Genomic DNA, 25,485 nt, shown 5'->3' with positions numbered 1-25,485 from the left:
GCTCACTAGTTCTTTTATCAATTAAAGCTTTTTTACCATTTTGTATTGATTTTGCTCCTCCTAATATTAAAATTTGAAAGTTATTTATAAATAATATAAAAAAATTAGGATGAATTAACACCCTTGCTACAAACAAGACCATCATGGATCGACTGCATTTATTAGATCACTCTTTTTCTTAAACAATGACATCTTATATTGTAAAGATTTTTTAGAAGGATAAAGATTTTTATTTGTTGGAAGTTGTATTTTTAAGCCATCTAATGACTGATAATACTCTGATTTCAGTAACGGACTAACCCTTACTAGATAACAATCATCAATTGTGATTAAAGCCTTATCAAACAGTTTATGAATATCCACCCTAAGTAATATTCCATTCTGTATATGATTACTGTCTTCATTTTTATAAGGTTGAATATGACATGCCTCTAATACTTCATACACCGATTCCCCAGTTATTACACACTTACCGTAAACAGACTTCATTTTCTCCCTAAAAGCAGGAGCAGATTCCCTTTTTGTCTTTTCAACTACTTGATTATCACTTTTATCTTCATCATTTATTAATTCAAAATCCTTAATTAAGTAATCAACTTGTTCCCCATATAACTCCTCAACAATTTCACTGTTCACATACATTGTTATTCCAGGATATTGCCCATTTTTAGTCGGCGTAACGTTAAATCTTTCCGCAACCTTACTCCAATCATTTTCATAATTGAATTCATTTATCTTAATTTCACGTTCTATGCTAATATCTACTGCTGCTTTCATCATCCCACTCTGACTTAATGTTTTAGCAGTTACGTTCTTATATTTGAAAACTTCTTTAAACAACTTTTTAATACGCCTTAATATTAAATGACTATGCCTTGCTTCTTTTGCCTTTCTTGCTATACCCCTTATAACATAATCATTCAATATAAGTGGTTGGGTCGGACTTCTAGCCGTTGAGTCACCATTACTTAACATATAATCTTTTTCTTCAATAGCCTTGCTTAACAAATCAATACACTTTTCAGACACTTCAAGAGTTCTCTTATTTTCACCATCTGTCAAATACAAAACGCGTTTATCCCAATCAATATCATCCTTTTTTAAATTTAATATTTCGTTATAATCGTTTTGTCCAAATACGCCTTCAAATAACAATCTAAAAATAACAGCATCCTGAGCATTAACACACTTACCTATAATTTCATCCAATTCCTTTTCAGCAAAAAATTTTCTATGAGTTTTATCAACAAACTGCTTACACCAGTTAGGTTCAACTGATAAAAAAGGATTACTTTTGTCCTCCCTAATATTTTTAAAAAAATCAATATAGTGAAAAAGTCGATAATATATGCCATTTGAAGAATTTCGCGTTTTTGGAGCTAATTTTTTCATGAGTTCACTTAACTCATTTAAATCAAATAAATACAAATCTTTTCCAAGCTCTTGTTCCATAGAAACACTCGCGTTAAAAATCCATGTGTATAAACCTACATAGCTACTACCTTTTATTTCTTCCAGAAACCTCAACTTTTGTTCAATGTTAAACATAACACACCCCTTTCCTTTATTTTACAACAAAGTACCAATAACAGATCTCTCATTTCAAAAAAAAAAGCCATGCATAATAACAATGAAATTAAAGTTATTGCATTATTTATTGATTTATTTCTGTTTGATTGGCTATATTTACGGTGAAAAGAGATGTCAGCTTTAACCTTCCTTATATCAAACATCATCGCCCTGCCAGAGCCTAGTTTTACAACTCTCTTTTTATTTCCTCTATCGGATTATTATAACGCTCTTCAATATCTTCGAAAATTTCGAGTAAAATAGTAAGAATAGCCTTTTTTATCACGAGATTTCATGTACACGATCCTCCTATATAAATAATCAACAAAGGCTTAACTATTCAACAAAATAATTTTTTATTTTAGTCTGCTTAAAAGATGGTTTCAAAATATCTCCGAGCCTAAAAGCCCATTCAAAGACTTGTTTAAGGGTATTGTTGATTTTCTTGATGAACTAACGGGGCAGGTTAGTTCATCATATTATCGATTGTACAAGAAGATACATTCACAATGATTTATAATAATGTTACAAATGGGAGGTCTCATATGAAACTAAAAAGTATAAATATTAACGAGCGTATGGAGCATTACAATGTATCTGGTTTAAGCATTGCAGTAATTGATAATGGCCAAATCAGTAACACAGAATGCTTTGGAGTACTTGAAGCAGGAACGAATAAAAATGTGAACAGAAGTTCTGTGTTTAATGCTTGTTCAATCAGTAAGTTTCTAACATCAATTCTAGTTATGAAATTAACGGAACAAGGTATTCTTGATTTGGACGAAGATGTAAACAAGAGGCTTTCATCGTGGAAAATCCCCCGTAATGAACTAACTAAAAATAATAAAGTTACACTAAGAAATATACTTAGTCATCAATCTGGAATTATTGACCCTGAAGGTAGTTTTACTGAACTTAATTCGATTAAAGGTTTTCCTTCAATGGTTGAACTATTGGAGGGAAGAACATCCTATTGTAGAGTACCCATTGAAGTGAAGTATGAACCAGAGAGCGACTTTCAATATTCAGATGCAGGTTTTGTCATCATACAACAACTATTAGAAGATGTGACTGGCAAACCTTTCAAGGAAGTTATGAATGAACTTATATTTCAGCCATTAATAATGAACAATAGCACATTAGAAATGACAATATCAGAAGAGAAAAGAGAAGATTTTTCTTGTGGTCATAACAAAAATGGAGAATTAGTAGACGGGAAATTTCCGATATATCCTTATCCAGCAGCATCTGGACTATGGACAACACCTTCAGATTTAGCCATTTTGGTTATTGAATTAATGAATTCTTTAAAAGGTGAAAGTAAGATTGGACTTTCTGCAAGTAAAGCAAAAACAATAATTAACTCACAAGGTTGTAAAGAGTGGACTGGACTTGGATTGTTTTTAGATAGTTCAGAACAAGGAATTGAAATTTCATCACTTGGTTGGGGTGTAGGCTTTCAATGTATGATGGTGGCGTATCCTTATTTAGAAACTGGAGTAGTCATAATGACAAATACTGATTTAGGTGTTCATCAATTGAAAGGGATTATTGGAGAAATATATAGTTCCCTTTTCTCTTAAGTGTTTGTTATGGAACTAAATGGTGCGTTAGCTGAAGATCGAAGCTGCCTTAAAGGTACCCTTTTTGCAGGATAATTCCATAAGGAATGCTATTATAAGGCCTAACGAGGGACTATTTAAAGGAGGAAAACATGAGCTTGGATCATGAGTTTTATCTTATTTCTAAGAGTACTGATATAAAAGAGTTTTGGATGCATAGAGAAAAAAACAACAGTGTGATTGACAGTGTTGTCATACATGATGATATGGTTCAATATATCATGGATTCATTAGAATGGATTCCAAGTAAAAACCCATCATTGAACGGAAATCCAATTGACCGAGGTATTAACTATCACGGAGTAACCCTTTTTGATAAGCGGTCTTCTGAAACGTTAATAAGTATTTTTTCGTCATGGAAGAGTCTAATTAAACATGCTCCTGATCAATTTGAACTCACTGGAGAATTCGTTTATGGCGAAGCTGACAATCGGGATGGTGACTATAAAAAACTAGTCTTCAACCGAGATGAAGTGATGTTCACAATTTGAAAAGATCATTTCAATGTCAGAAACTTTATCAAAAGGTGGATATTATCAGTACGGCGGGATATGAAGATTGGTTTAGTATCCTTATAGAACTAACAGGTTTCTATTACATAAATGAATTTGAGCTATGATTATAGCTCTTTTTTATTGGTACTGAAGTCTAATTAAAATTATATAACTTATCTACTATGGATTATTTTACCCTTATGAATAATTACTCTTTATTGTTATTATTTAATGGTTCGAATTATTTTAATATGATATCGTTAATTCACCATTAAGGACTGTGATTTACTGTGAGAGCAATAAATAGAATTAACTTAGTTACAAAGTTATTAATTTTTTTAATTTTTGCTTCCTTTAATACATATATTTGTTTTTTTGCAAAAGACAAAACAGAAGGCATAGTTACTGCGTGTATAGGTAGCTTTCTAGTGATTATAGTTGTAACTATTGGATTTCTTCTGAGGAAGAAGTAAAAGTGAGGAAAAAGAGATGGAGTTAAATGCTATTGCAAGGGGATGTTGGTTCGTAATCATTATTACATATTTTGCCCCTATGATTGAAAATATTTGGTTGAGTTATCTTTTTGTTTTTATCTCCATTGGAATGGGTTTTTATCTATTAGAGAAAATTTCTTACTTCAAGAAGACGATACCAAAGAAAATAGGTTGGATCTTAATGCCTTTGTTTTTTGTCTTGATCATTTTACCAGATTTGTTATGGGTAAGGAATTAAAGGTGCGTTATGTGGTATACCCCATAAGAAGTGTCCAAAAAACATGTCCAAAACCGTACAACCTCCAACGGGTTAAAGAGGGTCGTAAAAAACAAAAAACGGACTTTCGAAAAAGTCCGTTTTTTCATGCACCCGTAAGTAACTCCACTTATATTTAAGGAGTAAAAACGATGGTTTCCTTATATTTTCTTACTGATGCTTTCTTACCATTTTTTAATGTAACAGGTTCATCTTCCCAAGTTACAACACATTCCAATTCTTCTGTTTTTTCCTTAACTAGAAAGTTTGTAAAACTAAAGGTTTGACCAGCGTTCATTATCTCATTCTCCACTTGTGGTGCTAGCCCAAACATTTTCTTGTTACTTGGTTCATTTCTAAAAGCCCCAATATTAACGTTGTATGCTTTTTTGCCTTGGTTAGTCACCAACAAGCTATATACTTCGTATTTCCCTTTTTCACTTTGTGCGAAGTGTTTATCTTTGGATGGTTCTAGCAATTCAACTTTCCACTGTTCCGTTTCTTTAACAGTCGGAACTTTCATTTCAGCATTTACATCCATTGAAAAAAAGAATGTACATAATAACGAGGTCAACATAATTACACTTTTCAAAAATTTCACCACCATATTTGTTATACATTTAATATCACCATACATGAATGAACTATCCATGATTAAGGGTGAGCCTTGAACAATATCGGTAGAACCGCAGAACCTTAGAAGTTTTTTAGGAATTTATTAATGTTGGTGGATGAGTTATGGCTGCGTTCAATTTGGTGAATCGCCGATTCTTGCGATTCATGAATAACTGGGGAGAATAATTCAGTATCGTCGCATAAGACATGTAGTGAACAAATAAAAAAAGACAGTTTACCACGCTGCCTCTTTTAGTATGGGTTAAAGAAAACGAAGAATTATTTAATCTTATCTAGTGAAAGTATTCTATGTTTTAATTCTGAATTCATATCTAAAACACCTATTACAATTTGATTATCTTCCGTCAATGTTATGTATCTGAAATAATCATCATCAGATATCAACAAATCGGTGTCATTCGTCGTTTTTTCCATTTTGGCAAATACATCTACTGTGTACTCAAGGTGAAAAAAATCATCAAATCCCTTGCTTGAGCTACCTACCCAGGTATACAGAAAATCTTTCAGTGTGATTTGTTCAATTCCCGATAATTGTTTCTTGAATTTCAACTTATCTACTGTAACGCTTATCATCTTTCATCACTCCTTAACGAGTCTTAATTATATATATTGAAGTCTCCTCCAACAATACTATTTGCATAACAATCCTTTTACAGTTTAGTTACTAAGGGGCAGGTTTGTTCAAGAAGAATGTTCATATTCTACCTAAAGGCTAAATGTTTGTTTTCTGATAAAATGGTTACCCATGATTTATAGATATAGAGGACTTAATTAACCAACAGACCAACTTTTAAGAAAGATGGTCTGTTTAAAATAGAAGTGAATTAAAACTTTCATCAAAATGCTCTTTGAATAAACCATACGAAACCAAACGCTAATATGGCTACCGACGTTCCAGGGATTACAAATTTAATGGGTTTTAAGGTTAATTTTTTCATCCACAGGATTATTGGAAAGACTAAGGACACGATTAATAGTTGTCCCAATTCAATTCCTATATTGAAAGACAACAGAGAAGTGGCCAGATGGTTTCCATCTAGTCGCATTTCTGATAGGATTCCTGCAAAGCCGAAACCATGAATGAGTCCAAAACCGAAGGCAAGCCATGGATGGTGTTTGGCATCTTTATCAAAAATATTGATGAGTGCAACGTAAATAATGCTTAAGGCAATGGCCGACTCTACAAACCTGCCTGGTAACTGCACAATCTCTAATGTGGCAAGAACCAAGGTTATACTATGGGCGATTGTAAAGGCTGTAATCAAGGAAAGAATGTTTTTAATTGTCTTTGCCCCAAAGAGCAAACTAATGACAAAAAGAATATGATCATAACCTGTAAAAATATGTTCTAACCCAAGCAATAAAAGCTGCTTTATGTTTTGTACGAAACTAACTTCTCCAATCTCAAATTCTCTTGATTCGTACGTAAGAATCTTTTCTTGTTGTTTTCCGTCCATTTTAACGGTTGCAAAGTTTGCATGGCTTGGATCGGAGTCATCCAGGAACATGTTATATTCAACAGTTAGCTTTTTTGGTTTATGTTCCATCATATAAGTCTGGTTAATCACAGCAAACGGGCGGTCTTTTATCATTTCAACATCTGTTTTTTTGACATTTCCCACCATTTTTACACCATCTGCATAAAGAGATATATGCGAATTTATATATTGCTGTACTGTTTTAGAGTCAATTAATTGCTTTGCATCTGTTTCCTTATTTATCGAATGCCCAAGTTCGGTTAGATCCAGTTTAAGCTCGTAATCGAGGTTTTTCTCGTTAACTTCAATGACGGAAAACCCTTCACTGTTATTGCTATGAGCATATGCAGGTGGAGATAGTAAAGAGGTAAACGAAATCATCACAAGGAACATTAAGAACCATATCTTTTTCATTGCATTCACTCCATTCCGATTGTTTCTTTCCCTGATGTTTTAGGATTAAAGCAAAGACGAGGAGTGATAATGCTCCTCGCCCTTTCTTTCTCTTCACATTTACTTAGTGGACTTGATAAATATGGGGTTCGAGTAGAACCAAAGATCTGTCCATGGGTTTTCGCCCTTAGGGTCTTTTTCTGGTTCTAACTGGTCTGTGTTCGTTCCACGTAAACGGATATAACTATCTTTATCAACATCTTTTATCGTATAGGAAATCTCGATATATTCACCGCGTTGCTTCCAATCTTTCTGCGTAAAACGTTTGGCGACTTTTGTTGTAGGATTGGTAGCGGTTGAGCGGTCTTCCACTTTTCCAGTCACCTCTCCTACAATTAAGTCGACCCGTTTTACTTTTGGTTGATCTCCATGAGAATTCGCAGCATTAGGATCTTTTATTCGAACTGTGACTGTTACATCCTTAGACTTCTTACCTGGTAATGTAAGAGTTTCCCCAATAGAGGCCGAATTTCCTTTGGATTTAGAGTACCACCGTGATTTTCCCCCAGCTTGAGCTTTAACATCTAGTTCAGAGACAAGGTCACCTGTTGATACGAATACTTTACCATTACGTAGACTTTCCATGATGTCTTTATAATCTTTCTCTGCTTTTACATACGTTTTTGAGTATTCTCCAGGCCAGAAATCGCTTCCCCCATCACGCCAGTTAACATGCGAGTCAGAAGTAGCAGTAATCCACCAGTGTCTTCCTTCACCTAGCATGGAATCCCATAAACCGCCAACTTTAGCTGTCATTTGATCAAATCCGCCCATGGTTGGGGCGTTTTCGTTTCCATATGATCCACGGGCACCTTTAGGGTCAAGCGAGCCGTCTGAATTGATAGCGGAAGCTTGGTGGCCAGGAGCACCTTCCATACCGATGGAAATGTTCGGCGCTGTGTCGTTCCAATTACGGAATTCCTGCGGTGTATCCTGCCCCCACTCACCATCACCTGTCGCTGAACGAGAAGGATGATGTGCAATTTGAATTGGAGGCTCGTCCATTTGCTTCATATAGTTAAGGGCATCGATCATAGTGGATTCCGTATCTCGGCTACCATCATTTGGATATGGCTCACGCTTATTAAACTTGCTTTCAATGTCATAAAGTGTCTTTGATTCACTATCACCTTTTGGAATGATAATTGAACTGTGATCGGCAGCAGGCGTATCAAATTCCATTCCATAGAACTGAAGAACTTCAGGAACTGCTTGACGAGATTTCAATAATTCTGGGTATGCTTGCTCTAAATTCACCTTGGAATGGTTCGGACCACCATGATCCGTCGTAACCATCCAATCAAGTCCATATTTATGTGCATTCTGAGCATTTTTGACGGTTGGGTATATAGCATCTCCACCTTTAATTGGTTCAGGAGGGTTTTTGGTGTTGTCCCAGCCTACACTCCACTCACTGTGAATATGATGATCCCCTGCGAGCCATGTAGTCCTATTCTGCTTTTTTTCTTCTTTTGAAAATTCTTTTGCTTGTGTTTTTTGATCAATACCATCCTTGATAAAAGGTTGGGTTGTAAAAGCTGTGGTTACAAGAAGTGTTGTTGCGATTAAAGGAATAGCTTTCTTCTTATCACGAGATTTCATGTTCACGTTCCTCCTATGTATATAATCAACAGTTGAATTATAAGGAACCTGTGTATGAATTAAATTAATTGATTGTAAGATTCTTGTTAAAATTTCGACAATTATTTTGCAAAAAAAAATCAGGGGGTAGTTATTCACCAAAGTGAAAAACTACCCCCCTCTTATATTTACCTCAGCAACAGTTACTGCCACCTAATAAAACTAACCCTGCTCCTTCTTGATTTTCTTCCTTGTCTAAGGTAAATTCTTCAGTTGAAGTAATTTGAGAATCAATTGCCACTCTAATTCCGTTAATGGTTTGGATTATATCTGTTTTTTGTGGGGCATCTAAAGATAAGGTCATTTGCGGTCCACAGCAACCTGCGACCGAAGATAGTCGAATTCCTTCTGCACCATTTTCATTTAAAAAGTTCTCTAATAATTGTTTTGCACCATCTGTAATCTTCAAATTAAGCCCTCCTCATTTAATTCATGTAATCTTTCAGCTTTTCATATCCAATCTTTTCTTCTAGCATCCATGGAATAATGACACATTTTCCAGATGACTTATCGTTAACTTCATGAATCCATTCTTTTTCTGCCAATGCTTTCCCGCTTAGTACAGGGTCAATCGTATTTGTAGCATATAGACTCTGATTAATCACCCACCACTGTGGGTTGATATTCGCCCTTCTTAAATCATCTTGTAATCGGGATGCTTCTAACACGGGCGTGGCTTCGGCAAGTGTGACGATCACGACGGAAGTTTCTTCTGCTTTCCTAATTTGAGGAAGCAATTTTGTTACACTCTCAGGGACTTCACCCGTTGACTTGGCAATCTCTTTACTATAAGACTGTGCAGCATCCAACAATAAAAGAGTGTGACCCGTTGGTGCTGTATCAATGACGACTATTTCATTTTCTGATTTAGCTACGACTTCAGCAAAGGCTCGGAAAACGGCTATTTCCTCTGTACAAGGTGAATTAAGATCTTCTTTTAAATAAGCGAGTCCTTCTTCATCTAAATCTGAGCCTGCTTTTGTAATGACATCTGCTTTGTATTTTTCCACTTCTTCTTTTGGATTAATGCTGCTAATCGTTAAGTTTTGATTGAATTGATCATTTTCGAATTGGTAATTCAAGTGCCCCGCAGGATCTGTTGTCGTTAAGTGTACACGGTGCCCCTTCTCAACTAAACCAACGGCAATAGCGGAAGCAACCGTTGTTTTCCCCACTCCACCTTTCCCCATTGTGAAAATAAGCTTTGTATTATTTGATGAGAAATCAGTGATCATTTCATTCAATCTTGGAATATTCGCTGTGTCATCTTCATATGTCACCATCTTTGATGAGATCATGTATTGTTTAAATAAATATCGTAAATTGTCTATCCCTGTTAAGGAAAAAGAAACAAACGGTAACGAATAAACAGCGATCTGTTTTAAATGTTCTGGTATGTGATGCAATGCGTTTCGTTGTCGGTGATAAAAGGCGGATGATACTTCATCTTCTTCAAGGTGTGTTTGAAGAAGCCCATTCACGATAAGTATTTGGTTTTTCACGCCAATTTCTTTGAGTTCATTGGATGCACGGTCTGCTTCAAATAAGGATGAGGCATCAGGTCTTGTAACCAGGATTAATGTGGTTTTACTTGGATTGGAAAGGACCTCTACGGTTTTAGAATAAAGGTCTTTTTTGTCCGCCAACCCTGATAAAGGACCTAAGCATGACGCACCGTGTGTGCTTTCTTCCAGGAATCCACTCCATGCCGTCGGAAGCTGTAAAAGCCTTAACGTATGCCCAGTTGGAGCGGTGTCAAAGATAATATGGTCATACTGATTGACTATGTCAACATTAGTCAGCAAATTGGAAAATTCATCAAATGCGGCAATCTCCACCGTACATGCTCCTGATAATTGTTCTTCCATGGTGGCAACGACCGAATCAGGTAGCTTTCCTTTATATGGACCAACCACTTTGTCACGATACGCTCTCGCTGAAGCTTCTGGATCTAAATTACTGGCAAATAAATTATCAACACCTGGTACGGCTATGGGTGTATTGGTTAGACTGATTCCAAATACATCTTGTAAGTTGGAAGCTGGGTCTGTGCTGATGAGCAACACCTTTTTCCCACTATCGGCTAATGCAACGGCGGTGGCACTAGCTGTGGATGTTTTTCCTACCCCACCTTTTCCCGTTAAAAATAAAAAGGGTGTTTGAATGACATTCTTCGGATTGAAAGATTGAAACATGCTTTTTCCCCTTCTTTCTTTCTTTCTTATTTCAGTTGATTTAAATCAATGGAAAGACGAGCTTTTGGTTTTTCATTTAACTCTTCAGGTTTTACTTCAAACCATTCTCCAAACTCTTCGTTCGTTGGATAACTTCCCTCTTTTACAATCTGATTATTGACTAAAATAATAGGCAAGACGTCAGGTCCTTTTTCATGTAAAGCTTTATTAATCTCAGGGTTGTCTGCGAACTTAGCAGGATCATTGGTTAATTGATAACGTTTGATATCGAACCCTTTCTTTTCTAAAGAATAAACAGCAGATGCCACCCTTGTTAATTCAGGATCAACACTCGGTCCACATACCCCCGTTGAACAACACATCGCAGGATCAAAGATTTCAACTTTCATCACTTGCTCATCTCCCCTTCATATATAATCATTTACTTATGCCATGGATAAAACGAAAGCCGAGTGATTACTCGGCTTTTCAGTTTTATTTATACGCCCGTTTTAGAGAAACGTTCGATTCTTTCTCCGATTTCATCACGAACACGTTGGAAGGTCGCCCATTTTTCTTCATCTGTTCCTTCCGCTCTTGCTGGGTCATCAAAGCCCCAATGTTCACGTCTCACATGCGGTGGCGTCATTGGACATTTGTCTGCCGCATCGCCACATAATGTTACGACAAAATCGGCATTATTTAAAATGTCAGGGTCAATGATATCGGAAGTTTGATTGGTAATATCCATTCCAACCTCGTTCATCGCTTTAACAGCCTTCGGATTCAAGCCATGTGCTTCAATTCCTGCACTTAGCACTTGCCATTCGTCTCCTAGATATTTCTTACCCCATGCTTCAGCCATTTGGCTTCTGCAAGAGTTACCTGTACATAAGAAGTAAAGTGTTTTTTTAGCCATGTTGTTGTTTCTCTCCTTTATGAGTAAAATGATGTATTTAGTGAATAATGAGCAACCATATATACAAGCCAACTAATGTGATGAACAATGTTGGGATGGTTAAGATGATACCCGTTTTAAAGTAGGTTCCCCATGAGATTTTCACGCCTTTTAATGAAAGGACATGCAGCCACAATAAGGTAGCCAAAGAACCAATCGGTGTAATTTTCGGTCCCAAATCTGAACCGATGACATTGGCATAAATAAGGGCTTCCCTAATCGCGCCAGTTGTATGGGTATCAGAAATGGCAAGAGCGTCTATCATGACCGTCGGCATGTTATTCATAAGTGATGAAAGAATAGCGGCGATGAATCCCATCCCGACAGTAGCCGCGAATAATCCTTGATCTGCCGTTACTTGTATAAGGTCAGCTAAAATGTTCGTCAATCCAACGTTTCTCAATCCATACACCACGACATACATTCCAATGGAAAAGAACACAATCGCCCATGGTGCGCCTTTTACAACGGTCTTGGTATTAACAGCTGGACTTCGTCTTGCCATAAACAAGAAGAAAATGGCGATAACACCTGCAATGATGGATACGGGAATGCTGAAAAATTCACTGATAAAATAGCCAACCAGCAGAATGCCTAAAACAATCCCAGACAGGCGAAACATTTTCACATCCCGAATGGCATCGACTGGCTTCTTCAATTGAGCCATATCATAATTCTTAGGAATGCTCTTTCTGAAGTACAAATATAATACCAGGATGCTCGCTACTAATGAAAACAGGTTGGGAACAATCATTCTAGTGGCGAACTCAATAAACCCGATATCAAAAAAGTCAGCAGAAACAATGTTGACCAGATTACTTACGACAAGCGGTAAGGATGTAGTGTCCGCAATAAACCCACTCGCGATGATAAATGGGAAGATCATTTTCTCTTCCAACTTCAAGTTTCGAACCATTGCCAAAACAATCGGAGTTAAGATGAGCGCTGCTCCGTCATTTGCGAAGAACGCAGCGACTAGGGCTCCGAGAATGCTCACATACACAAACATCCTTACTCCATTTCCCTTGGCGGCTCTCGCCATATGTAGAGCTGCCCATTCAAAGAAACCAATTTCATCTAAAATCAAAGAAATAATGATAATAGCAATGAACGCCAACGTCGCGTTCCATACAATACCCGTAACGGTAATTACATCGTTGAAGTCAACAACTCCAACGAGTAAGGCAAGTACCGCACCCCCGCATGCTGACCAGCCGATTGACAATCCCTTGGGTTGCCAGATGACGAATGTCAACGTCAGCAAAAAGATGATACTCGCTAATATAACTGTACCCACTGATGTTCTCCCCCTCGTTAGTCACAACAAATTCGTTTTCCTTGTGCTGTTAATTCTTCTACTTTAAATGCTTGACTTGGCAAATCTTTGATGACCGTTTGAATAAATGAGTAATACTCGGATGTTTGATTTAACGAGTAAAATATCCATTGTCCCCTTCTTGCTTCATTCACAATTCCGTTATCTTTCAACTTTCGTAAATGTTGACTAATAGCAGGTTGGCTCATATCAAACAGGTCTACAAATTCACAGACACAACATTCATGTTCAGACATAATTTTAACCATCGTCAAACGTGTTTTATCACCTAAAAGTTTAAGAACGTTTGCAGTACTTTCTATATCCAACACTTCATTCGTTTGCATGTTATCCCTCCTAGCCTAATCGAATATATAATCAAATGCTTATGTGGTTATTCAATATCATTGTATAAGCATATTCTTATTTAATCAACCATTAACTATTCAAAAAAATAATTTTTAATTTTATTCAGCATAAAAGATGGTTTCATAAAGGGTGTTGTTGATTTTCTTGATGAACTAATGGGGTAGGATATTTTAACAGGAGTACTAATAAAACTTGGAAGTAAGCTGCTGTTAACGGGAAGTATGTTTGATGATAATCTAATCATACGCATTAACACATATAGCACCGTCCATTTTTTTGACGGTGCCAAAATAAAGCTATTTAATAAGTGTTTGAAAGAATAAAACATTTTGTTTGAATTAATGGACATTATTCATTCTTTCATTTCGAATAATTCTTTTGAACGATTTTATTGTAGCGAAATGCATGCCTTCATGATATAAACAAAAACTAAGTAATTCTTCAACTGTTGATAAAGTAAGACCTGTTGACGTAGTGAACGGCTTCTCTACAACTTCTTTTAACCGAAATTCCAATGTTTGTTCGATCCTGTCCACTTGTTTCTCCAATAAATGAATTAGTTCGCTAATCGTTGGTAGTACTTTTTCTCCCCAATCAGTTGGTTTAGTACCAGTACTGAATAAATCGAAAATGTTTTTCTGCATTGTCGTTCTTTCAATAATAATATTAAAAGCGAACTTTTCTTGTACAACATATATATGTCCTAGATTCCATTTGATATTATTATTGAATCCTTCAGGAATGAAAAGTGATGACTCGTCATTAATTTCGGATACGCAACTAATTGTATTTTCTCGAACAAATCTCAATTGTTTAAAGATGTATTTTTTCTTTTTTGCTCCTATGAGTTCACTTTGGAGAAAATGATTGTTTATTTATATTCTCTGCTTCTGCAAGAATATTTTTAATTAATATTTCAACGGTTTCACTTTTTGCTAATCTTGGACTCTGTCCAGACCAGAGGGACATGAAATCCTGATTATTTTGTCCACTGCACGTTTTTCTAATTACTTGAGTTAATAGGTTTTGTACAGGAAAATCGGGTACAGCCAATTCATGCTCTAACATATCTTCAATAAATTTGTTTTTAATACCTCTTGCCCATTTACCAGAAAAGGCACGAGTAAAGGTTGTCTGGTCTTCATCAGCATTCAAAATGGCTTCTTTATGCACTTTATGTGCTCCACTTTCGATACAAGTCAAGAAAGCTGTACCCATTTGTATACCTTGTGCACCTAAGCAGAGTGAAGCCATTAATCCTCTTCCATCCATAATTCCTCCAGCAGCAATAACAGGTATGCTTACATTGTCAACAACCTGCGGAATAAGTGACATTAAACCTACTAGGCTCTCCTGATGACCATTTATAAAGTTCCCGCGGTGCCCGCCAGCTTCACTGCCCTGGATAACAACCATATCCATTCCTGCCTTTTCATTTTCAACGGCTTCCCTAACCGTTGTAGCTGTTCCTATAAGAGTGATGTTATGATGTTTTAACTCATCCATCACTTCCTGTGGAGGAATACCAAATGTAAAGGAACAAATAGATACATTCTCTTCAATGACAACCTTAACTTGTTCAATAAAGCTTTCAAAAATTGTTTTATATTCAGGAATGTCAAAGCTGTCTGTTGGATCTAAATTTAATCGCTTACGAATTGTGTGTAAAAGCTGGTTAGCTGATTGGACTGCGTCAGGGGTTACGTTAAATTCGTTTGGCACGAATAGATTGATGCCAAAAGGGTTTGACGTTAATTGCTTGATTTCTCTAATCTGCTCTCTTGATTGTATGGGAGTCTGATAGCCTGCTCCAATCATTCCAAGTCCCCCAGAATTGGATACCTCGGCTACTAAATTCGAAGTGGTGATCCCTCCAGCCATAGGTGCTTGTATAATAGGGTTCTTAATCTTCAAATGCTTCATCATTTCATTACTTAACATCAATTACTCCCCCAATTTTGTATTTAGATCCTAATTAATTCTCTTCTGTTTGTATTTGAATGGTTGAATTTCTTATGTTAGGGTTGTTCTCGAAATGAATCCCACTTAAAAGCAAAATTGCCCCAAAAAAGACAACACATGCTGCGCCAATAAAAGCAGAATTAAAATCATGTGTGAATGATGATAAGACTCCAGCTAGGGTTGGTCCTATCAACTGTCCAATAGCATAAATAGCAGAAAGAATACCAATAGCCCGACTGCTATTAGATGGACTCATTTCTCGTCCCAATGTTGTAGCCAGGGTCGTGATACCCATAAACGTGGCTCCAAATAATAAAGCACTTATGACAAAACTAGTTTTTGACATCCAAAAGGCTGGCATCGCAATACCCAAGGATTGCAGAACCATGGCAAGCACTAAAGATTTAATGTATCCCCACTTTTTGGCTAGTAAAGACCAAATGAGACAGGATGGAATCGCAGCCAATCCCACCATCATCCAAACTAAGGTGGCACCATTATGAAAGTATGAGGTCTTTTCAGCGATAGATACGATAAACGTTCCTGTAACAATGTAACCCAATCCCTCTAATCCATACGCAATAATCAACCATATAAGCCATTTAGCGGGGGGCACTTTTACAATCATATCTTGTTTATTTTTCTTCTTCACAACGTTGGGGGGTTCATCGAGCCAGATCCATACAAAGATAGCAAGGATTCCACTCACAACAGCTAGTCCTATCCATGTTCCTTCCCACCGAAATAAATGGTTTAAACTCGGAATCAATAGACTGGATAAAAAGATTCCCAAACCTACTCCCCCATAAAACAACCCCGACCAACTGGTTTTTCTTATAGCCGCAAGTTTATCTAACACGATACCAGAGGCTAAGACCAAAACAAACGCACTGGCAAACCCTGATAGAAAGCGAAGTACATTCCATAGTAAATTAGAGTATGTGAGACCCATTAGAGCGGTGGTTAAGATACTGATGATGAGACTTACTCTTAATAAATTGGTTCTATACTTCTTAAACGGAATGGCACCAGCTAAAATTGCTCCAAGCAAATATCCTGCGTAATTACTAGATGCTATATAACCAGCAGTTGTATTTGATAAAGAAAGGTCTTTTTGCATAAGTGGAAGAATGGGAGTATATGCAAATCTTCCAATACCCATAGCAATGATTAAAGAAAATATTCCCCCTATTAAAAAAAGATAAGTTTGCTTCTTCATAGATGCACCTCAATAAAATTGTCTATTATAACCATATCTTTTTTAGTTATAATGAACCTGTTAGAAACTGTGCTTCTCCTAGCCCAAAACTCCAATCAGCATTGCTGTTTTCTGTTATAGAAACCATCAAGTCTTGTGGAGAAATCCCACATTCTGATTCAAGTTTAAGTGCAAGAAGTGAGTATAATGTTTCTTTCTGTTTTTCAGTTCTTTTTTTACTAACAATACTAATAATTACTAAGTCTCTGCTTCTTTTAAACCCCAGTCCAGTATCCTCGATTATTAGCTCATGCGGTGGGTGCTGATGAACTATTTGATAACGATCACTTTCAGGCACTTGGAAAGCTTCCACCATCGCACGATGAGCTGAATCCAATAATTTTTTAAGAGTTTCCTCGTTTCTTCCTTCTACTAAGTCAAAACGTAATAATGGCATTTGTGTGTGTCTCCCCTCAAAAAGTAATAATGTCTTTAGAGTATCCAGTTAAATGTAGGATATTATAAGCATATCTTATCTTTGTTATATGGTATAATACTTAAAATTGATATTCGGTATCACTATTAATGATGGCTAAAGGATATATCCACTAAGGAGAGATTATTTTGGATTTGCATACATTAAAAATTTTCCGAACTGTTGCTAAAATGGGGAGTATTTCTCAAGCAGCAAGAGAACTTCAATATGCACAGTCAAATATCACGATGAAAATAAAGCAGTTGGAATCGGATCTTCAAACAACTCTTTTTTATAGACATAATCGTGGCACTGCGTTAACTGACAAAGGAAGCATGCTGCTAACATATACAGAAAAAATATTCGATCTTATAGAAGAAACCAAAAATATGATGAATGATGATCAAACACCTAGAGGTCCGTTAATTATTGGTTCAATGGAAACAACCGCAGCAGTTCGCTTGCCAGGCTTATTTTCAAAGTATCATAAAGACTTTCCAGAGGTTGATTTAACTTTAAAAACAGGCTCTACCGAACAAAATATGCAAGCAGTACTTCAGAATGAACTTGATGGAGCATTTGTGGCTGGACCCATTAATCACCCTGATCTCATTCAGAAAGAAGTATTCGAAGAGGAACTAATGCTCATTACAGATACAGTTCATCATCCTATATCTTCTATCAAAGATATTCAAACAAGGACGTTGCTTGTTTTTCATACAGGATGTGCTTATAGGGAAAAGCTTGAACAATGGTTACAACAAGAGAAGATGCTACCCAATAAGATAATGGAATTTGGCACTATTGATGGGATCATCGGTTGTGTAGCAGCTGGTCTAGGTATAAGTATGCTTCCACAAAGTGTTGTTTCAAAACAGGTACAAGACGGAATCATTCGACAACACTCAATTCCGAATCTATTTGGAAAAGTCAAAACAGTATTCATTTATCGAAAAGAAAAGTATGTACCTGCGTCTTTAATTAAATTTATCAATATGTTAAGTGATGAGGAGGATTTGTTAGATAATAAAAGGTTAATTTGAGTGAGATATTATCTTCAATGTACTAAGATTGTGAAGAAATTTACTTGAACTAACGGGTAGCTCCATAGGGCCAAAGCAGACACAATAAGTGGCAGACTATCCAAAAACAATTTAATATTGCATCTCGAAAAAAAAGTATCAAATCAAAAGACCAGCCTGGTTTCAGACTGGTCTTTTGATTTATTCGCAACAAGAAGAATTATTTTTAATTTCTAACCTCGCTAGAACGGGGTTGCCACAACAAGAACCATCCTTCGTTTCAGTTGCTGGAATATCAGAATCGCAGGAATTAGATTTCAGATTCACACTGCAAACTCCTGTTTCAGGGAGTTCCAAGTGTACCTCTTTTGCCCCCTCTACATCTCCTGTCAGATATGCCACCACGGAACGGACTTGTTCATAACCTGTTGCCAGTAAGAATGTCGGTGCTCTTCCATAACTCTTCATGCCAACAATGTAGAAGTTCTTTTCAGGGTGCCGTAATTCTTGTTCACCATGCGGCCGCACGGTTCCACAACTATGAATATTGGGATCAATTAGCGGAGCAAGCGCGTCTATGCTTTCCACAGCTGAATCAAGGTTTATCCTAATTTCATTTAAAAAGGATATATCGGGTCTAAAACCCGTACTCACAACGATTTCGTCGATATCACTTAGTGTGAATTCTTCTCCGTCAAGTTCTCCCACCACGGTGATTTTACCCTTTGTTGGATACACTCCGTTAATATGAAAGGGAGTTAGAATATTAATTCGCCCAGACTCCACTAATTGCTGAATTCTAATGCCCAATTCTCCACGAGCGGCCAAACCGTCGTTTTCTTGTCCACCGTACACTTCATGGATCTGTTTTTTCCGAAGAACCCAGTAGATCTTTGTATCCGTAAATTTTTGCTGTAAAGTGGCCAGATCCAATAGAGCATTTATGGCAGAATGACCGCTTCCGATCACCACGGTAGATTTATTTTGATATCTGTTTTCTAATTGTTCGACGTTTGGAATGCCATAGTGGATTTGATTGTGTAATTTTCTCTCGGCATTCGTCCAAATTCCATTTGAAAGGATTGGGTTTGGATTGGTCCAAGTACCTGAGGAATCAATCACTGCTTTCGCTTCAATGACTTTTGTATCACCATTCACTTCTACATACAGTTGAAAGGGAACCGTGTCCCGATTTCCTGTTTTTAATTTATCGTGAGCCTTTTTGGCAACACCGACTACTTTTGCCTGTAACATAATCTTTTCTTTTATTTCTGGAAGGTTACTTAGAGGCAGAAGGTACTCTTCTACCAATTCGCTACCTATCGGCAAAGCTTCTTCGTTAGGTGACGTCCATCCAGCATTCTCCAGCAATTCTTTTGCTACTTTATCGATGTTATACTGCCATGGGGAAAACATTCTAACGTGTCCCCACTCCAACATACTCGAACCAACAGAATCCCCCGCTTCCAATACGATAAACTTCTCCCCTTTTTTTAGTAAATGAGCGGCAGCGGCCAGCCCCACAGGACCTCCACCTATAATTGCTACGGGTAATGCACTTTTATTAAATTGACTCATCATGATTCCCTCCTATATTTTCATTTCTTAAAAAAGTTGTAATTTGCAAGTATTGTGAAAAATTATACTACCCCCAAGGAGTAGTACAACATACGGAAGACTTTAACATTCGATCATTAAGTAATGTCAGAGAACGTACGACTGATTCCTTTTCAAACTCATTCATCGTCTTAAAGATCTCATTCAAGTAATCATTCATTTGTTGATCGATGGTTTGATTGATTTTCACGCCTTCATCGGTCAGAGAAAGGATAGAAATTCTCCGATCTTCCGCATCAGGGGTTTTTGTGACTAAATTCAATTTTATTAGGGATTGGATTTGTCGACTGAACGTCGTAATATCCGTTCCCAATGTTTCTGCAATTTGCTGGATGGAAGCCTTTTTTTGTCGGTTTATTTCATACAGGATATGGCTTTGAACGAGGGATATCTCAATTCCATCAGCGCTGCAACAATTTTTATTTAATAATCCAAAACGTCTTGTTAAGAGTTGGAAGAGACCTCTAAGGTTTTCATTTTCCATTACTTTCACCTCACTTTATTTATACGCTAATTATTTGCATTTTGCAATTATTTGATTCAACTAATCAAAAGACCAGCCTATTTTTTTATTTATCCTTCAGCTTGTTAAAAGCCGTCATGAAATTTAGGTGAGTTTGCTCGCCAAAATAACACGCTTCGCCTTTAAAAAAGTTGGTTTCAATGAATTCTTTTGCCTTTTCCACCACAGGTTCACGAGAAGCTAAAACCAGCTTGAAATAGGCATCAAAATAACCAACAGACAGTACGCTTGAATGGTTCACTGTCATAATCCTCCTACCCCCTAATTGTTTACAGTAATTTCTCCATAGCCATCACATCGACAAATTCCCCGTCTAAAATTCCCTGGTTCTTAAACACTCCCACTTCGCGATACCCCCGTTTTTTGTACAACCCTTGACCAATTTGGTTAAAGGGAAAGGTGAATAACACAATTTTATTGAAGTCATTTTCTTTTGCGAGCTTTTCGATCGATTGCAACAATAAACCGCCAATCCCTTTTCCCCGATGATCTCTTGAGATATAAACGGATAAATCAGCAACCCCATTATAAGCACTTCGATTGTTATATTGATTCAAGGAAGCCCATCCAACGATTTCTCCTTCTTGCTCAGCGACAATTACCTTAAAGCGTCCGATGTGTTTGGCGAACCACTCCTCCATGAAGGCTTGATCCTTCAGTTCCGTTTCTAACGTGGCAATTCTATCCTCAATCCCTTGATTGTAAATTTCTTTGATGGAATCTATGTCCGTTTCCATCGCTACACGAATGACCATACCTTTCCCCCTTCTCCTTTCACTTGTAAAAGTAAATTATTCATTACAAATGTTCTATATCCAATTTATATCATTAATACTTGCAAGTTGCAAGTATAAATTTAAAGTCATAAATGGGATTCTTCGTTTTTAATTAATACGAGTAAAAAGAGCAATGCAATTTACTATTAGAATCACATCGTTCTTAATGTTATAGTTCTTATTTGTTTAAATGCAAAAAAACCTCAGCAATTGCCGAGGTTTTATAGGTTTAGGTTTAATTTCTTTTAATGGATTTTCTACAAGGAAATGGATAGCATCAACCCCATATATAAGGCCGCAATAAAACATATTCCGAATACGAGTCCTAAATAGGGTTTTGCTTTTCTAAAACTTACAACAATCATCGTCAAAAATAAGAGTGAAATTATCATTAACAAGATGGTTTGTAGAGATGGGATGAACTGTATGTACAATGGAGCAATAATTTCTTTGCTTAATAACCATTCTACCCAAGGAGAGGCACCTTCTGAACTTACTGTAAAATCAATTTCATGAGGAGGCATGAGCGTCCCTAATACTCCTGTAAGATAGAAAACAATCATCAGTAAAATGGTTTCACCTATTAGCCAAGGACGTGGGTTGAAAGATGAAAGATACAATGCTTTTTTTACAAGATAACCGTTAACAAATGCAAAAGTGATAACAGGTATGATGCTTATGTGTTTAAGAAGCATCATCTGCCCGTAAGGCAGGACCCAAGATTTCATATAATCCTGTGGTTCCACAAAAGAAAACATTATGATAAAGCCACTTATTAATATTATGACTAAACAGGCGAGAGCAAATGGTGTAAACCATCGTAAAAACCTTAACCAATTGGACTGATTCTTTGAGAACCAAGAAACATGGATGAGTATGCCTGTCCATAATGAGACAATAAGAAAATGTGTCGTGTGAGAGAACAATCCCGACCAAAATGACAACGATGCACTATGGCTAGCATAACCCACTCCAAGGAACATCAGAAATAACAACATTGCCTGTATATATTTTGATCCTTGTACATGGATGGTCATCCATAATAACGTCGCCATAAAACCAATGAAAGTCCAGGCTTTTCCTACCTGAAAGTCAGTAAAGGCGGACAAGGTGGCTTGTTGTAACCCAATACCTTCCTTAAAAAAGGAGATGACTTGCACAATGGGTCCTAATGTAAAAATAATAATACCCAGAGTCGAAAGAAGCAAAACAGGTTTCGGTATCCTAATCACTGGCTTTTTTTCTTCTGGTACAAATTGTAGTGCTACATGCCCCGCAAGAATCGAAAACAATATATAGTTTCCAAATTCAGCAAAAGGGATAAGCATATTCATCATTTGCGCTTCTTCCTAAACAGCAAAACTAGACCTACCCCCAAAATGACAAAAAGAAGGACGGTGACGATGGTTGTTATTGGATTGGATGAGGTTTGATCTTCCTTTTGCACCGCTTCTTTATCCTGCTGTTCATTTTCTTGTTTGTTTTCTTCTGCTTTTGGTTGTGCCGCTTCTTTTTCTTCGTGTATGTGTTCTATTTGTACACTGAATGAAACCTTGCCAGAAATGGGATGCCCATCCTCCCCTGCAATAGTCCAGTCAATGATATACGAACCATTTTCAAGAGGAGCAGAAGGTGTTCCAACCATTTTCTTGCCTTGTACCTGAACTTGAGAAAGTGAAACCTCTTCTCCATCTTTCATGAGTTTCATGGTGCTTAATTCCTCAATAGCTCCTGCAAAGTTCAGAACGGTTTCATCAAGTTCCTCGGTAACCATTTCCCCTTCTTTAGGGTTGGAGGAAGAAAGTTCCGTATGTGCATTGGCTATGGTAGGAATGGATAGGAACATACACATCAAAATAAAGAGTATCTTTTTCATTCTTATGATCTATCCTTTCTTGTTAGCTGTTATTTTTCTATACAACCCATTCATCATAACATCCTTATCCTCTATAATTTCGCAGGCGTTTTCGACAATTTTGAAAACATCATAAAAGTCCATTCCGATATCGGTTCCCATTCCTTTTAGTATGGGGCGTAATACTCTCTGCCCCGTCCTTATTTTTTTTCCTTTTGGTACAAACTTATCAAACACGAGAAACCTGCCATTCTTCTTTAATACTCGTACCATCTCTTTTAATGTTTTTTCCGCATCAGGTACCACCGTAAGAATTAAGTTGGCAACAATAAAATCAAATGTTTCGTTCTCAAAGTCCAATTGCTGTGCATCCATTTCTCTAAACGTGATGGATGGATCGGCATATTTCCCTTGTGCGCATTATGTGGATCAAATGAATGGACATTTACGAGTGATTGATGTGGACGAACGAATACATAGAATACCCTTTTCAACTATTAAAAGTGTGAAAAAGATCTAAATTAAAGTTTGTAAAATAATTAACTTTTAATACAGTAATTTTGCTTGTAAAGATAAAAAGATCAAGATCATAAAAATAAACATCATCAAGAAATATCGATATATAATTTCTAATCAAAGTATCCTCAACAAAAGGAGATAAAAACAATTATGAAAAAGGTGCATACTTTTAGTTTGTATATCTTTGGTATTCTGTTGCTTTTGTTGCTTTTGTTAAATCTTTTGGAAATTAAAAAATTAGATGAGGGAATTTTCCTTCAAGGCATAGAAGGAAAACTTTTTGACATTAATGAAGGAATACGAGAGATAAGAACTGATTAAAAGCATAATTTCCGCAGCACCTCAGAAGAAATATTTTCAGCGACAATGTACTGCATAGTTCATGAGGACTAATCAACTTGGTTAGTCCTTATTTTTTTCATTTGGTGAGTAAATTTTGCTATCACATACCAGCTGGCGCACATAGTACTCCACACTTAATTAACAGAATATTGCGAACAAAAAAACGGTTTTACGATGAATAAAATGAGTTCCCAAGGTACATGTTCATGGAGGTGATCATGTGACAAAGTTGCGAATCATTTTAACAATTCCATACTTGTTATTTGCAATTTTCTTATTCGTGAGAGGAGACATTCCAAGTTACTGCCTTCTTGTAATAGGGTTCTACGCAATGTTTTGTTCCTTCCTTTTGGACTTTTTGGATAAAAAAAAGAAAAAATGAGTCCTTGGTATACCCTGTTTCAGGGTATACCTCACCATTTGACCGCCACCTTAAAATGGGATATTGGCTCCACCCTCATAATGAGGCACTAAATTTCGACATTAAACTGCCCCGATAGTAGCATAAAGAAAAAGCTGCCTAAAAGACAGCTCCGATCTTAAGCTAACGAACCCGTTAGCTTAAGTAAAATATTTCATAAACTCGCTTGAAAAAATGAGTTTTACTTATCATTTAGGTATTCTATTAAGCCATGTTCCAATAAGCTTTTGCTTCTTCCTCAAGCACCTTTAGTCTTTTGTAGTAATCAGGAAACTCGTGAAGATGAGCTAGGGCAATTTTCCCCGTTATAATAGGATCATCACCAGTTACATTTGTTTGGCTGGATACTTTTCCATGTTCAAGCTCGGTATTTACTCCCATCCAAAACTCATCAAAATTAAACTTGCTTTTATTAAAATCAATGCCTAAAAGTAAAGCGATCGCTGCTGCTTCCTCTTTAGAAAAGCTAGTTTTTACAATGTTATTAGTTTGAATCCTATTTGGATACTTTGTTGGACGAGAATAGTGCATATCGCAGTCAGAATGGCGTTCTGCATCCAAAGCATCTGCTTTAGTTACATGAACCGTGCCAAATGGATGTTGTGGAGGTGCGTATATAGAATAAATTTTCAACGGGAAATTACCTGTATTGGTTACATTATGCCATGTTCCAGCTGGTATCATAATGGCAGAATCATCATAAACATTTCGTACAAAGTTTAAATCATCTCCTCTTTTGCCCATTTGAACAATCCCTTGACCTTGTTCAATGCGTAAAAATTGGTCAACGTTAGGGTGCATTTCTAAACCGATATCTTCCCCAGCTTTAAGACTCATCAATGTAACTTGAAAATGATTTCCTGTCCATAATGCGGTACGGTAGTTATTGTTTTGTTTTGTAGCTTCATTAATATTGATTACAAATGGTTTCCGCCCATAATCTTTTAGTCCGATTGGATTTCTTCCAATTGATGATTGAAAAAAATCCAATCGGCTAGCAACATTATGTGTAGTACAGTATTTGGGCTGTATTATATTGTTATTTATTGGTTCATTAAAATAATAAGGATTTGGATATTGATATTGGTGGGGATACGAAAAAGGAGCATCATACATTTTTCTCAACGCCTTCAAAGATTTTTTAAATTATCCTATTCACTATGTTAAGGAAATGTTCTAATACTCAGGGTTACCCAATTAAAGGAATTGATTAGCCGTTAACATTTGCTCAATCTAATGGAACAATTTAAATAAGGAAGTTCCCTTCTTCAACTATCTGCCTCGATAGTTCCATAAGAAAAAGCTGTCTTTAAGAC

26 protein-coding genes and 3 pseudogenes are annotated in these 25,485 nt (G+C 36.6%); 4 read left to right on the top strand and 25 right to left on the bottom strand.

Annotated elements, in window-relative coordinates; genetic code table 11:
• Positions 1 to 141 precede the first annotated feature (141 nt).
• Together LQ188_RS02975 and LQ188_RS02970 are read right to left on the bottom strand one after the other, a co-directional pair.
• Positions 142 to 1,548 (bottom strand): HNH endonuclease, encoded by a 1,407-nt coding sequence (locus tag LQ188_RS02975; RefSeq protein ID WP_230175993.1) that lies wholly within the window; start codon positions 1,546 to 1,548, stop codon positions 142 to 144.
• Between the two features lie 134 nt (positions 1,549 to 1,682).
• Positions 1,683 to 1,825 (bottom strand): annotated as a pseudogene (locus tag LQ188_RS02970) (stage V sporulation protein R); the annotation flags it as partial.
• Positions 1,826 to 2,114: 289 nt separating this feature from the next.
• On the opposite strand from LQ188_RS02970, the gene LQ188_RS02965 reads away from it, so the two are divergent.
• Both LQ188_RS02965 and LQ188_RS02960 read left to right on the top strand, forming a co-directional pair.
• Entirely contained in the window at positions 2,115 to 3,152 is a 1,038-nt protein-coding gene (locus tag LQ188_RS02965) for a serine hydrolase domain-containing protein (RefSeq protein WP_230175992.1), read from the top strand.
• Between the two features lie 131 nt (positions 3,153 to 3,283).
• The gene (locus LQ188_RS02960) at positions 3,284 to 3,682 is read left to right on the top strand and encodes a hypothetical protein (protein ID WP_230175991.1); all 399 of its coding nucleotides are present in this window, start codon (positions 3,284 to 3,286) and stop codon (positions 3,680 to 3,682) included.
• An 889-nt stretch (positions 3,683 to 4,571) separates the two neighbouring features.
• Here LQ188_RS02960 and LQ188_RS02955 read toward each other — a convergent pair.
• The 14 genes from LQ188_RS02955 to LQ188_RS02890 all read right to left on the bottom strand — a co-directional run bounded on the left by LQ188_RS02955 (position 4,572) and on the right by LQ188_RS02890 (position 17,076).
• A complete protein-coding gene (locus LQ188_RS02955; RefSeq protein WP_230175990.1) occupies positions 4,572 to 5,027 on the bottom strand; it encodes a hypothetical protein in 456 nt (151 codons plus the stop codon).
• 302 nt (positions 5,028 to 5,329) lie between these two features.
• Positions 5,330 to 5,644, bottom strand: a complete 315-nt coding sequence (locus tag LQ188_RS02950) for a hypothetical protein (protein WP_230175989.1) — start codon at positions 5,642 to 5,644, stop codon at positions 5,330 to 5,332.
• A 263-nt stretch (positions 5,645 to 5,907) separates the two neighbouring features.
• Positions 5,908 to 6,963, bottom strand: a complete 1,056-nt coding sequence (locus tag LQ188_RS02945; protein WP_230175988.1) for a HupE/UreJ family protein — start codon at positions 6,961 to 6,963, stop codon at positions 5,908 to 5,910.
• A gap of 99 nt (positions 6,964 to 7,062) precedes the next feature.
• Complete coding sequence (locus LQ188_RS02940) at positions 7,063 to 8,604, bottom strand: phosphoesterase (RefSeq protein WP_230175987.1); 1,542 nt, start codon at positions 8,602 to 8,604, stop codon at positions 7,063 to 7,065.
• A gap of 172 nt (positions 8,605 to 8,776) precedes the next feature.
• On the bottom strand, positions 8,777 to 9,052 hold the full coding sequence (locus tag LQ188_RS02935) for an adhesin (RefSeq protein ID WP_230175986.1): 276 nt from the start codon (positions 9,050 to 9,052) through the stop codon (positions 8,777 to 8,779).
• Between the two features lie 16 nt (positions 9,053 to 9,068).
• The gene (gene arsA / locus LQ188_RS02930) at positions 9,069 to 10,838 is read right to left on the bottom strand and encodes an arsenical pump-driving ATPase (RefSeq protein ID WP_230175985.1); all 1,770 of its coding nucleotides are present in this window, start codon (positions 10,836 to 10,838) and stop codon (positions 9,069 to 9,071) included.
• A gap of 26 nt (positions 10,839 to 10,864) precedes the next feature.
• On the bottom strand, positions 10,865 to 11,230 hold the full coding sequence (gene arsD, locus LQ188_RS02925) for an arsenite efflux transporter metallochaperone ArsD (protein WP_134783030.1): 366 nt from the start codon (positions 11,228 to 11,230) through the stop codon (positions 10,865 to 10,867).
• Positions 11,231 to 11,316: 86 nt separating this feature from the next.
• Entirely contained in the window at positions 11,317 to 11,736 is a 420-nt protein-coding gene (arsC, locus tag LQ188_RS02920; protein ID WP_230175984.1) for an arsenate reductase (thioredoxin), read from the bottom strand.
• 37 nt (positions 11,737 to 11,773) lie between these two features.
• On the bottom strand, positions 11,774 to 13,072 hold the full coding sequence (locus LQ188_RS02915) for an arsenic transporter (RefSeq protein WP_230175983.1): 1,299 nt from the start codon (positions 13,070 to 13,072) through the stop codon (positions 11,774 to 11,776).
• Between the two features lie 17 nt (positions 13,073 to 13,089).
• Positions 13,090 to 13,437 (bottom strand): metalloregulator ArsR/SmtB family transcription factor, encoded by a 348-nt coding sequence (locus LQ188_RS02910; RefSeq protein WP_230175982.1) that lies wholly within the window; start codon positions 13,435 to 13,437, stop codon positions 13,090 to 13,092.
• 360 nt (positions 13,438 to 13,797) lie between these two features.
• On the bottom strand, positions 13,798 to 14,268 hold the full coding sequence (locus LQ188_RS02905; protein WP_230175981.1) for a DinB family protein: 471 nt from the start codon (positions 14,266 to 14,268) through the stop codon (positions 13,798 to 13,800).
• Between the two features lie 40 nt (positions 14,269 to 14,308).
• Entirely contained in the window at positions 14,309 to 15,400 is a 1,092-nt protein-coding gene (locus LQ188_RS02900) for a nitronate monooxygenase (RefSeq protein ID WP_230175980.1), read from the bottom strand.
• A gap of 34 nt (positions 15,401 to 15,434) precedes the next feature.
• Entirely contained in the window at positions 15,435 to 16,640 is a 1,206-nt protein-coding gene (locus LQ188_RS02895; RefSeq protein ID WP_230175979.1) for a YbfB/YjiJ family MFS transporter, read from the bottom strand.
• A 46-nt stretch (positions 16,641 to 16,686) separates the two neighbouring features.
• A complete protein-coding gene (locus LQ188_RS02890; protein ID WP_230175978.1) occupies positions 16,687 to 17,076 on the bottom strand; it encodes a tautomerase family protein in 390 nt (129 codons plus the stop codon).
• A gap of 167 nt (positions 17,077 to 17,243) precedes the next feature.
• Between LQ188_RS02890 and LQ188_RS02885 the strand changes: the two genes are divergently transcribed.
• Positions 17,244 to 18,137, top strand: a complete 894-nt coding sequence (locus LQ188_RS02885) for a LysR family transcriptional regulator (protein WP_230175977.1) — start codon at positions 17,244 to 17,246, stop codon at positions 18,135 to 18,137.
• A gap of 180 nt (positions 18,138 to 18,317) precedes the next feature.
• Here the strand turns inward: LQ188_RS02885 and LQ188_RS02880 are convergent, their stop codons facing one another.
• The 7 genes and pseudogenes from LQ188_RS02880 to LQ188_RS02850 form a co-directional block, all read right to left on the bottom strand.
• The gene (locus LQ188_RS02880) at positions 18,318 to 19,697 is read right to left on the bottom strand and encodes an FAD-dependent oxidoreductase (protein ID WP_230175976.1); all 1,380 of its coding nucleotides are present in this window, start codon (positions 19,695 to 19,697) and stop codon (positions 18,318 to 18,320) included.
• A 64-nt stretch (positions 19,698 to 19,761) separates the two neighbouring features.
• Complete coding sequence (locus tag LQ188_RS02875; protein WP_134783037.1) at positions 19,762 to 20,217, bottom strand: MarR family winged helix-turn-helix transcriptional regulator; 456 nt, start codon at positions 20,215 to 20,217, stop codon at positions 19,762 to 19,764.
• An 85-nt stretch (positions 20,218 to 20,302) separates the two neighbouring features.
• Complete coding sequence (locus LQ188_RS02870; RefSeq protein WP_230175975.1) at positions 20,303 to 20,503, bottom strand: hypothetical protein; 201 nt, start codon at positions 20,501 to 20,503, stop codon at positions 20,303 to 20,305.
• A 22-nt stretch (positions 20,504 to 20,525) separates the two neighbouring features.
• Positions 20,526 to 21,011, bottom strand: coding sequence for an arsinothricin resistance N-acetyltransferase ArsN1 family A (locus LQ188_RS02865; protein WP_230175974.1), 486 nt, complete (start codon positions 21,009 to 21,011; stop codon positions 20,526 to 20,528).
• A gap of 278 nt (positions 21,012 to 21,289) precedes the next feature.
• The gene (locus LQ188_RS02860) at positions 21,290 to 22,369 is read right to left on the bottom strand and encodes a CopD family protein (protein ID WP_230175973.1); all 1,080 of its coding nucleotides are present in this window, start codon (positions 22,367 to 22,369) and stop codon (positions 21,290 to 21,292) included.
• Positions 22,366 to 22,908 (bottom strand): copper resistance protein CopC, encoded by a 543-nt coding sequence (locus LQ188_RS02855; RefSeq protein ID WP_230175972.1) that lies wholly within the window; start codon positions 22,906 to 22,908, stop codon positions 22,366 to 22,368. Before LQ188_RS02855 ends, LQ188_RS02860 begins: the two co-directional genes overlap by 4 nt.
• A 9-nt stretch (positions 22,909 to 22,917) precedes the next feature.
• A pseudogene (locus tag LQ188_RS02850) lies at positions 22,918 to 23,289 on the bottom strand (class I SAM-dependent methyltransferase); the annotation flags it as partial.
• 267 nt (positions 23,290 to 23,556) lie between these two features.
• Between LQ188_RS02850 and LQ188_RS02845 the strand changes: the two are divergent.
• The gene (locus tag LQ188_RS02845) at positions 23,557 to 23,727 is read left to right on the top strand and encodes a hypothetical protein (protein WP_230175970.1); all 171 of its coding nucleotides are present in this window, start codon (positions 23,557 to 23,559) and stop codon (positions 23,725 to 23,727) included.
• A 646-nt stretch (positions 23,728 to 24,373) separates the two neighbouring features.
• On the opposite strand, the gene LQ188_RS02840 is transcribed toward LQ188_RS02845, so the two are convergent.
• A complete protein-coding gene (locus LQ188_RS02840) occupies positions 24,374 to 24,700 on the bottom strand; it encodes a DUF5661 family protein (protein ID WP_230176017.1) in 327 nt (108 codons plus the stop codon).
• A 27-nt stretch (positions 24,701 to 24,727) separates the two neighbouring features.
• A pseudogene (locus LQ188_RS02835) lies at positions 24,728 to 25,285 on the bottom strand (cupin domain-containing protein); the annotation flags it as partial.
• Positions 25,286 to 25,485: the final 200 nt, after the last annotated feature.

The organism is Peribacillus sp. Bi134 (genome assembly GCF_918698065.1).
Taxonomy (GTDB): Bacteria; Bacillota; Bacilli; order Bacillales; family DSM-1321; genus Peribacillus.
The sequence above is the reverse complement of the archived record's forward strand: the minus strand, read 5'-3'. Positions and strand labels throughout refer to the sequence as shown.

Excerpts from the sequence above, each read along its gene's own strand:
- LQ188_RS02975 (WP_230175993.1), bottom strand. The coding sequence starts at position 1,548 with ATGTTTAACATTGAACAAAAGTTGAGGTTTCTGGAAGAAATAAAAGGT.
- LQ188_RS02965 (WP_230175992.1), top strand. The coding sequence starts at position 2,115 with ATGAAACTAAAAAGTATAAATATTAACGAGCGTATGGAGCATTACAAT.
- LQ188_RS02960 (WP_230175991.1), top strand. The coding sequence starts at position 3,284 with ATGAGCTTGGATCATGAGTTTTATCTTATTTCTAAGAGTACTGATATA.
- LQ188_RS02950 (WP_230175989.1), bottom strand. The coding sequence starts at position 5,644 with ATGATAAGCGTTACAGTAGATAAGTTGAAATTCAAGAAACAATTATCG.
- LQ188_RS02945 (WP_230175988.1), bottom strand. The coding sequence starts at position 6,963 with ATGAAAAAGATATGGTTCTTAATGTTCCTTGTGATGATTTCGTTTACC.
- LQ188_RS02940 (WP_230175987.1), bottom strand. The coding sequence starts at position 8,604 with ATGAAATCTCGTGATAAGAAGAAAGCTATTCCTTTAATCGCAACAACA.
- arsA (WP_230175985.1), bottom strand. The coding sequence starts at position 10,838 with ATGTTTCAATCTTTCAATCCGAAGAATGTCATTCAAACACCCTTTTTA.
- arsC (WP_230175984.1), bottom strand. The coding sequence starts at position 11,736 with ATGGCTAAAAAAACACTTTACTTCTTATGTACAGGTAACTCTTGCAGA.
- LQ188_RS02910 (WP_230175982.1), bottom strand. The coding sequence starts at position 13,437 with ATGCAAACGAATGAAGTGTTGGATATAGAAAGTACTGCAAACGTTCTT.
- LQ188_RS02900 (WP_230175980.1), bottom strand. The coding sequence starts at position 15,400 with ATGTTAAGTAATGAAATGATGAAGCATTTGAAGATTAAGAACCCTATT.
- LQ188_RS02895 (WP_230175979.1), bottom strand. The coding sequence starts at position 16,640 with ATGAAGAAGCAAACTTATCTTTTTTTAATAGGGGGAATATTTTCTTTA.
- LQ188_RS02890 (WP_230175978.1), bottom strand. The coding sequence starts at position 17,076 with ATGCCATTATTACGTTTTGACTTAGTAGAAGGAAGAAACGAGGAAACT.
- LQ188_RS02880 (WP_230175976.1), bottom strand. The coding sequence starts at position 19,697 with ATGATGAGTCAATTTAATAAAAGTGCATTACCCGTAGCAATTATAGGT.
- LQ188_RS02875 (WP_134783037.1), bottom strand. The coding sequence starts at position 20,217 with ATGGAAAATGAAAACCTTAGAGGTCTCTTCCAACTCTTAACAAGACGT.
- LQ188_RS02870 (WP_230175975.1), bottom strand. The coding sequence starts at position 20,503 with ATGACAGTGAACCATTCAAGCGTACTGTCTGTTGGTTATTTTGATGCC.
- LQ188_RS02865 (WP_230175974.1), bottom strand. The coding sequence starts at position 21,011 with ATGGTCATTCGTGTAGCGATGGAAACGGACATAGATTCCATCAAAGAA.
- LQ188_RS02860 (WP_230175973.1), bottom strand. The coding sequence starts at position 22,369 with ATGATGAATATGCTTATCCCTTTTGCTGAATTTGGAAACTATATATTG.
- LQ188_RS02855 (WP_230175972.1), bottom strand. The coding sequence starts at position 22,908 with ATGAAAAAGATACTCTTTATTTTGATGTGTATGTTCCTATCCATTCCT.
- LQ188_RS02845 (WP_230175970.1), top strand. The coding sequence starts at position 23,557 with ATGAAAAAGGTGCATACTTTTAGTTTGTATATCTTTGGTATTCTGTTG.
- LQ188_RS02840 (WP_230176017.1), bottom strand. The coding sequence starts at position 24,700 with ATGCACTATTCTCGTCCAACAAAGTATCCAAATAGGATTCAAACTAAT.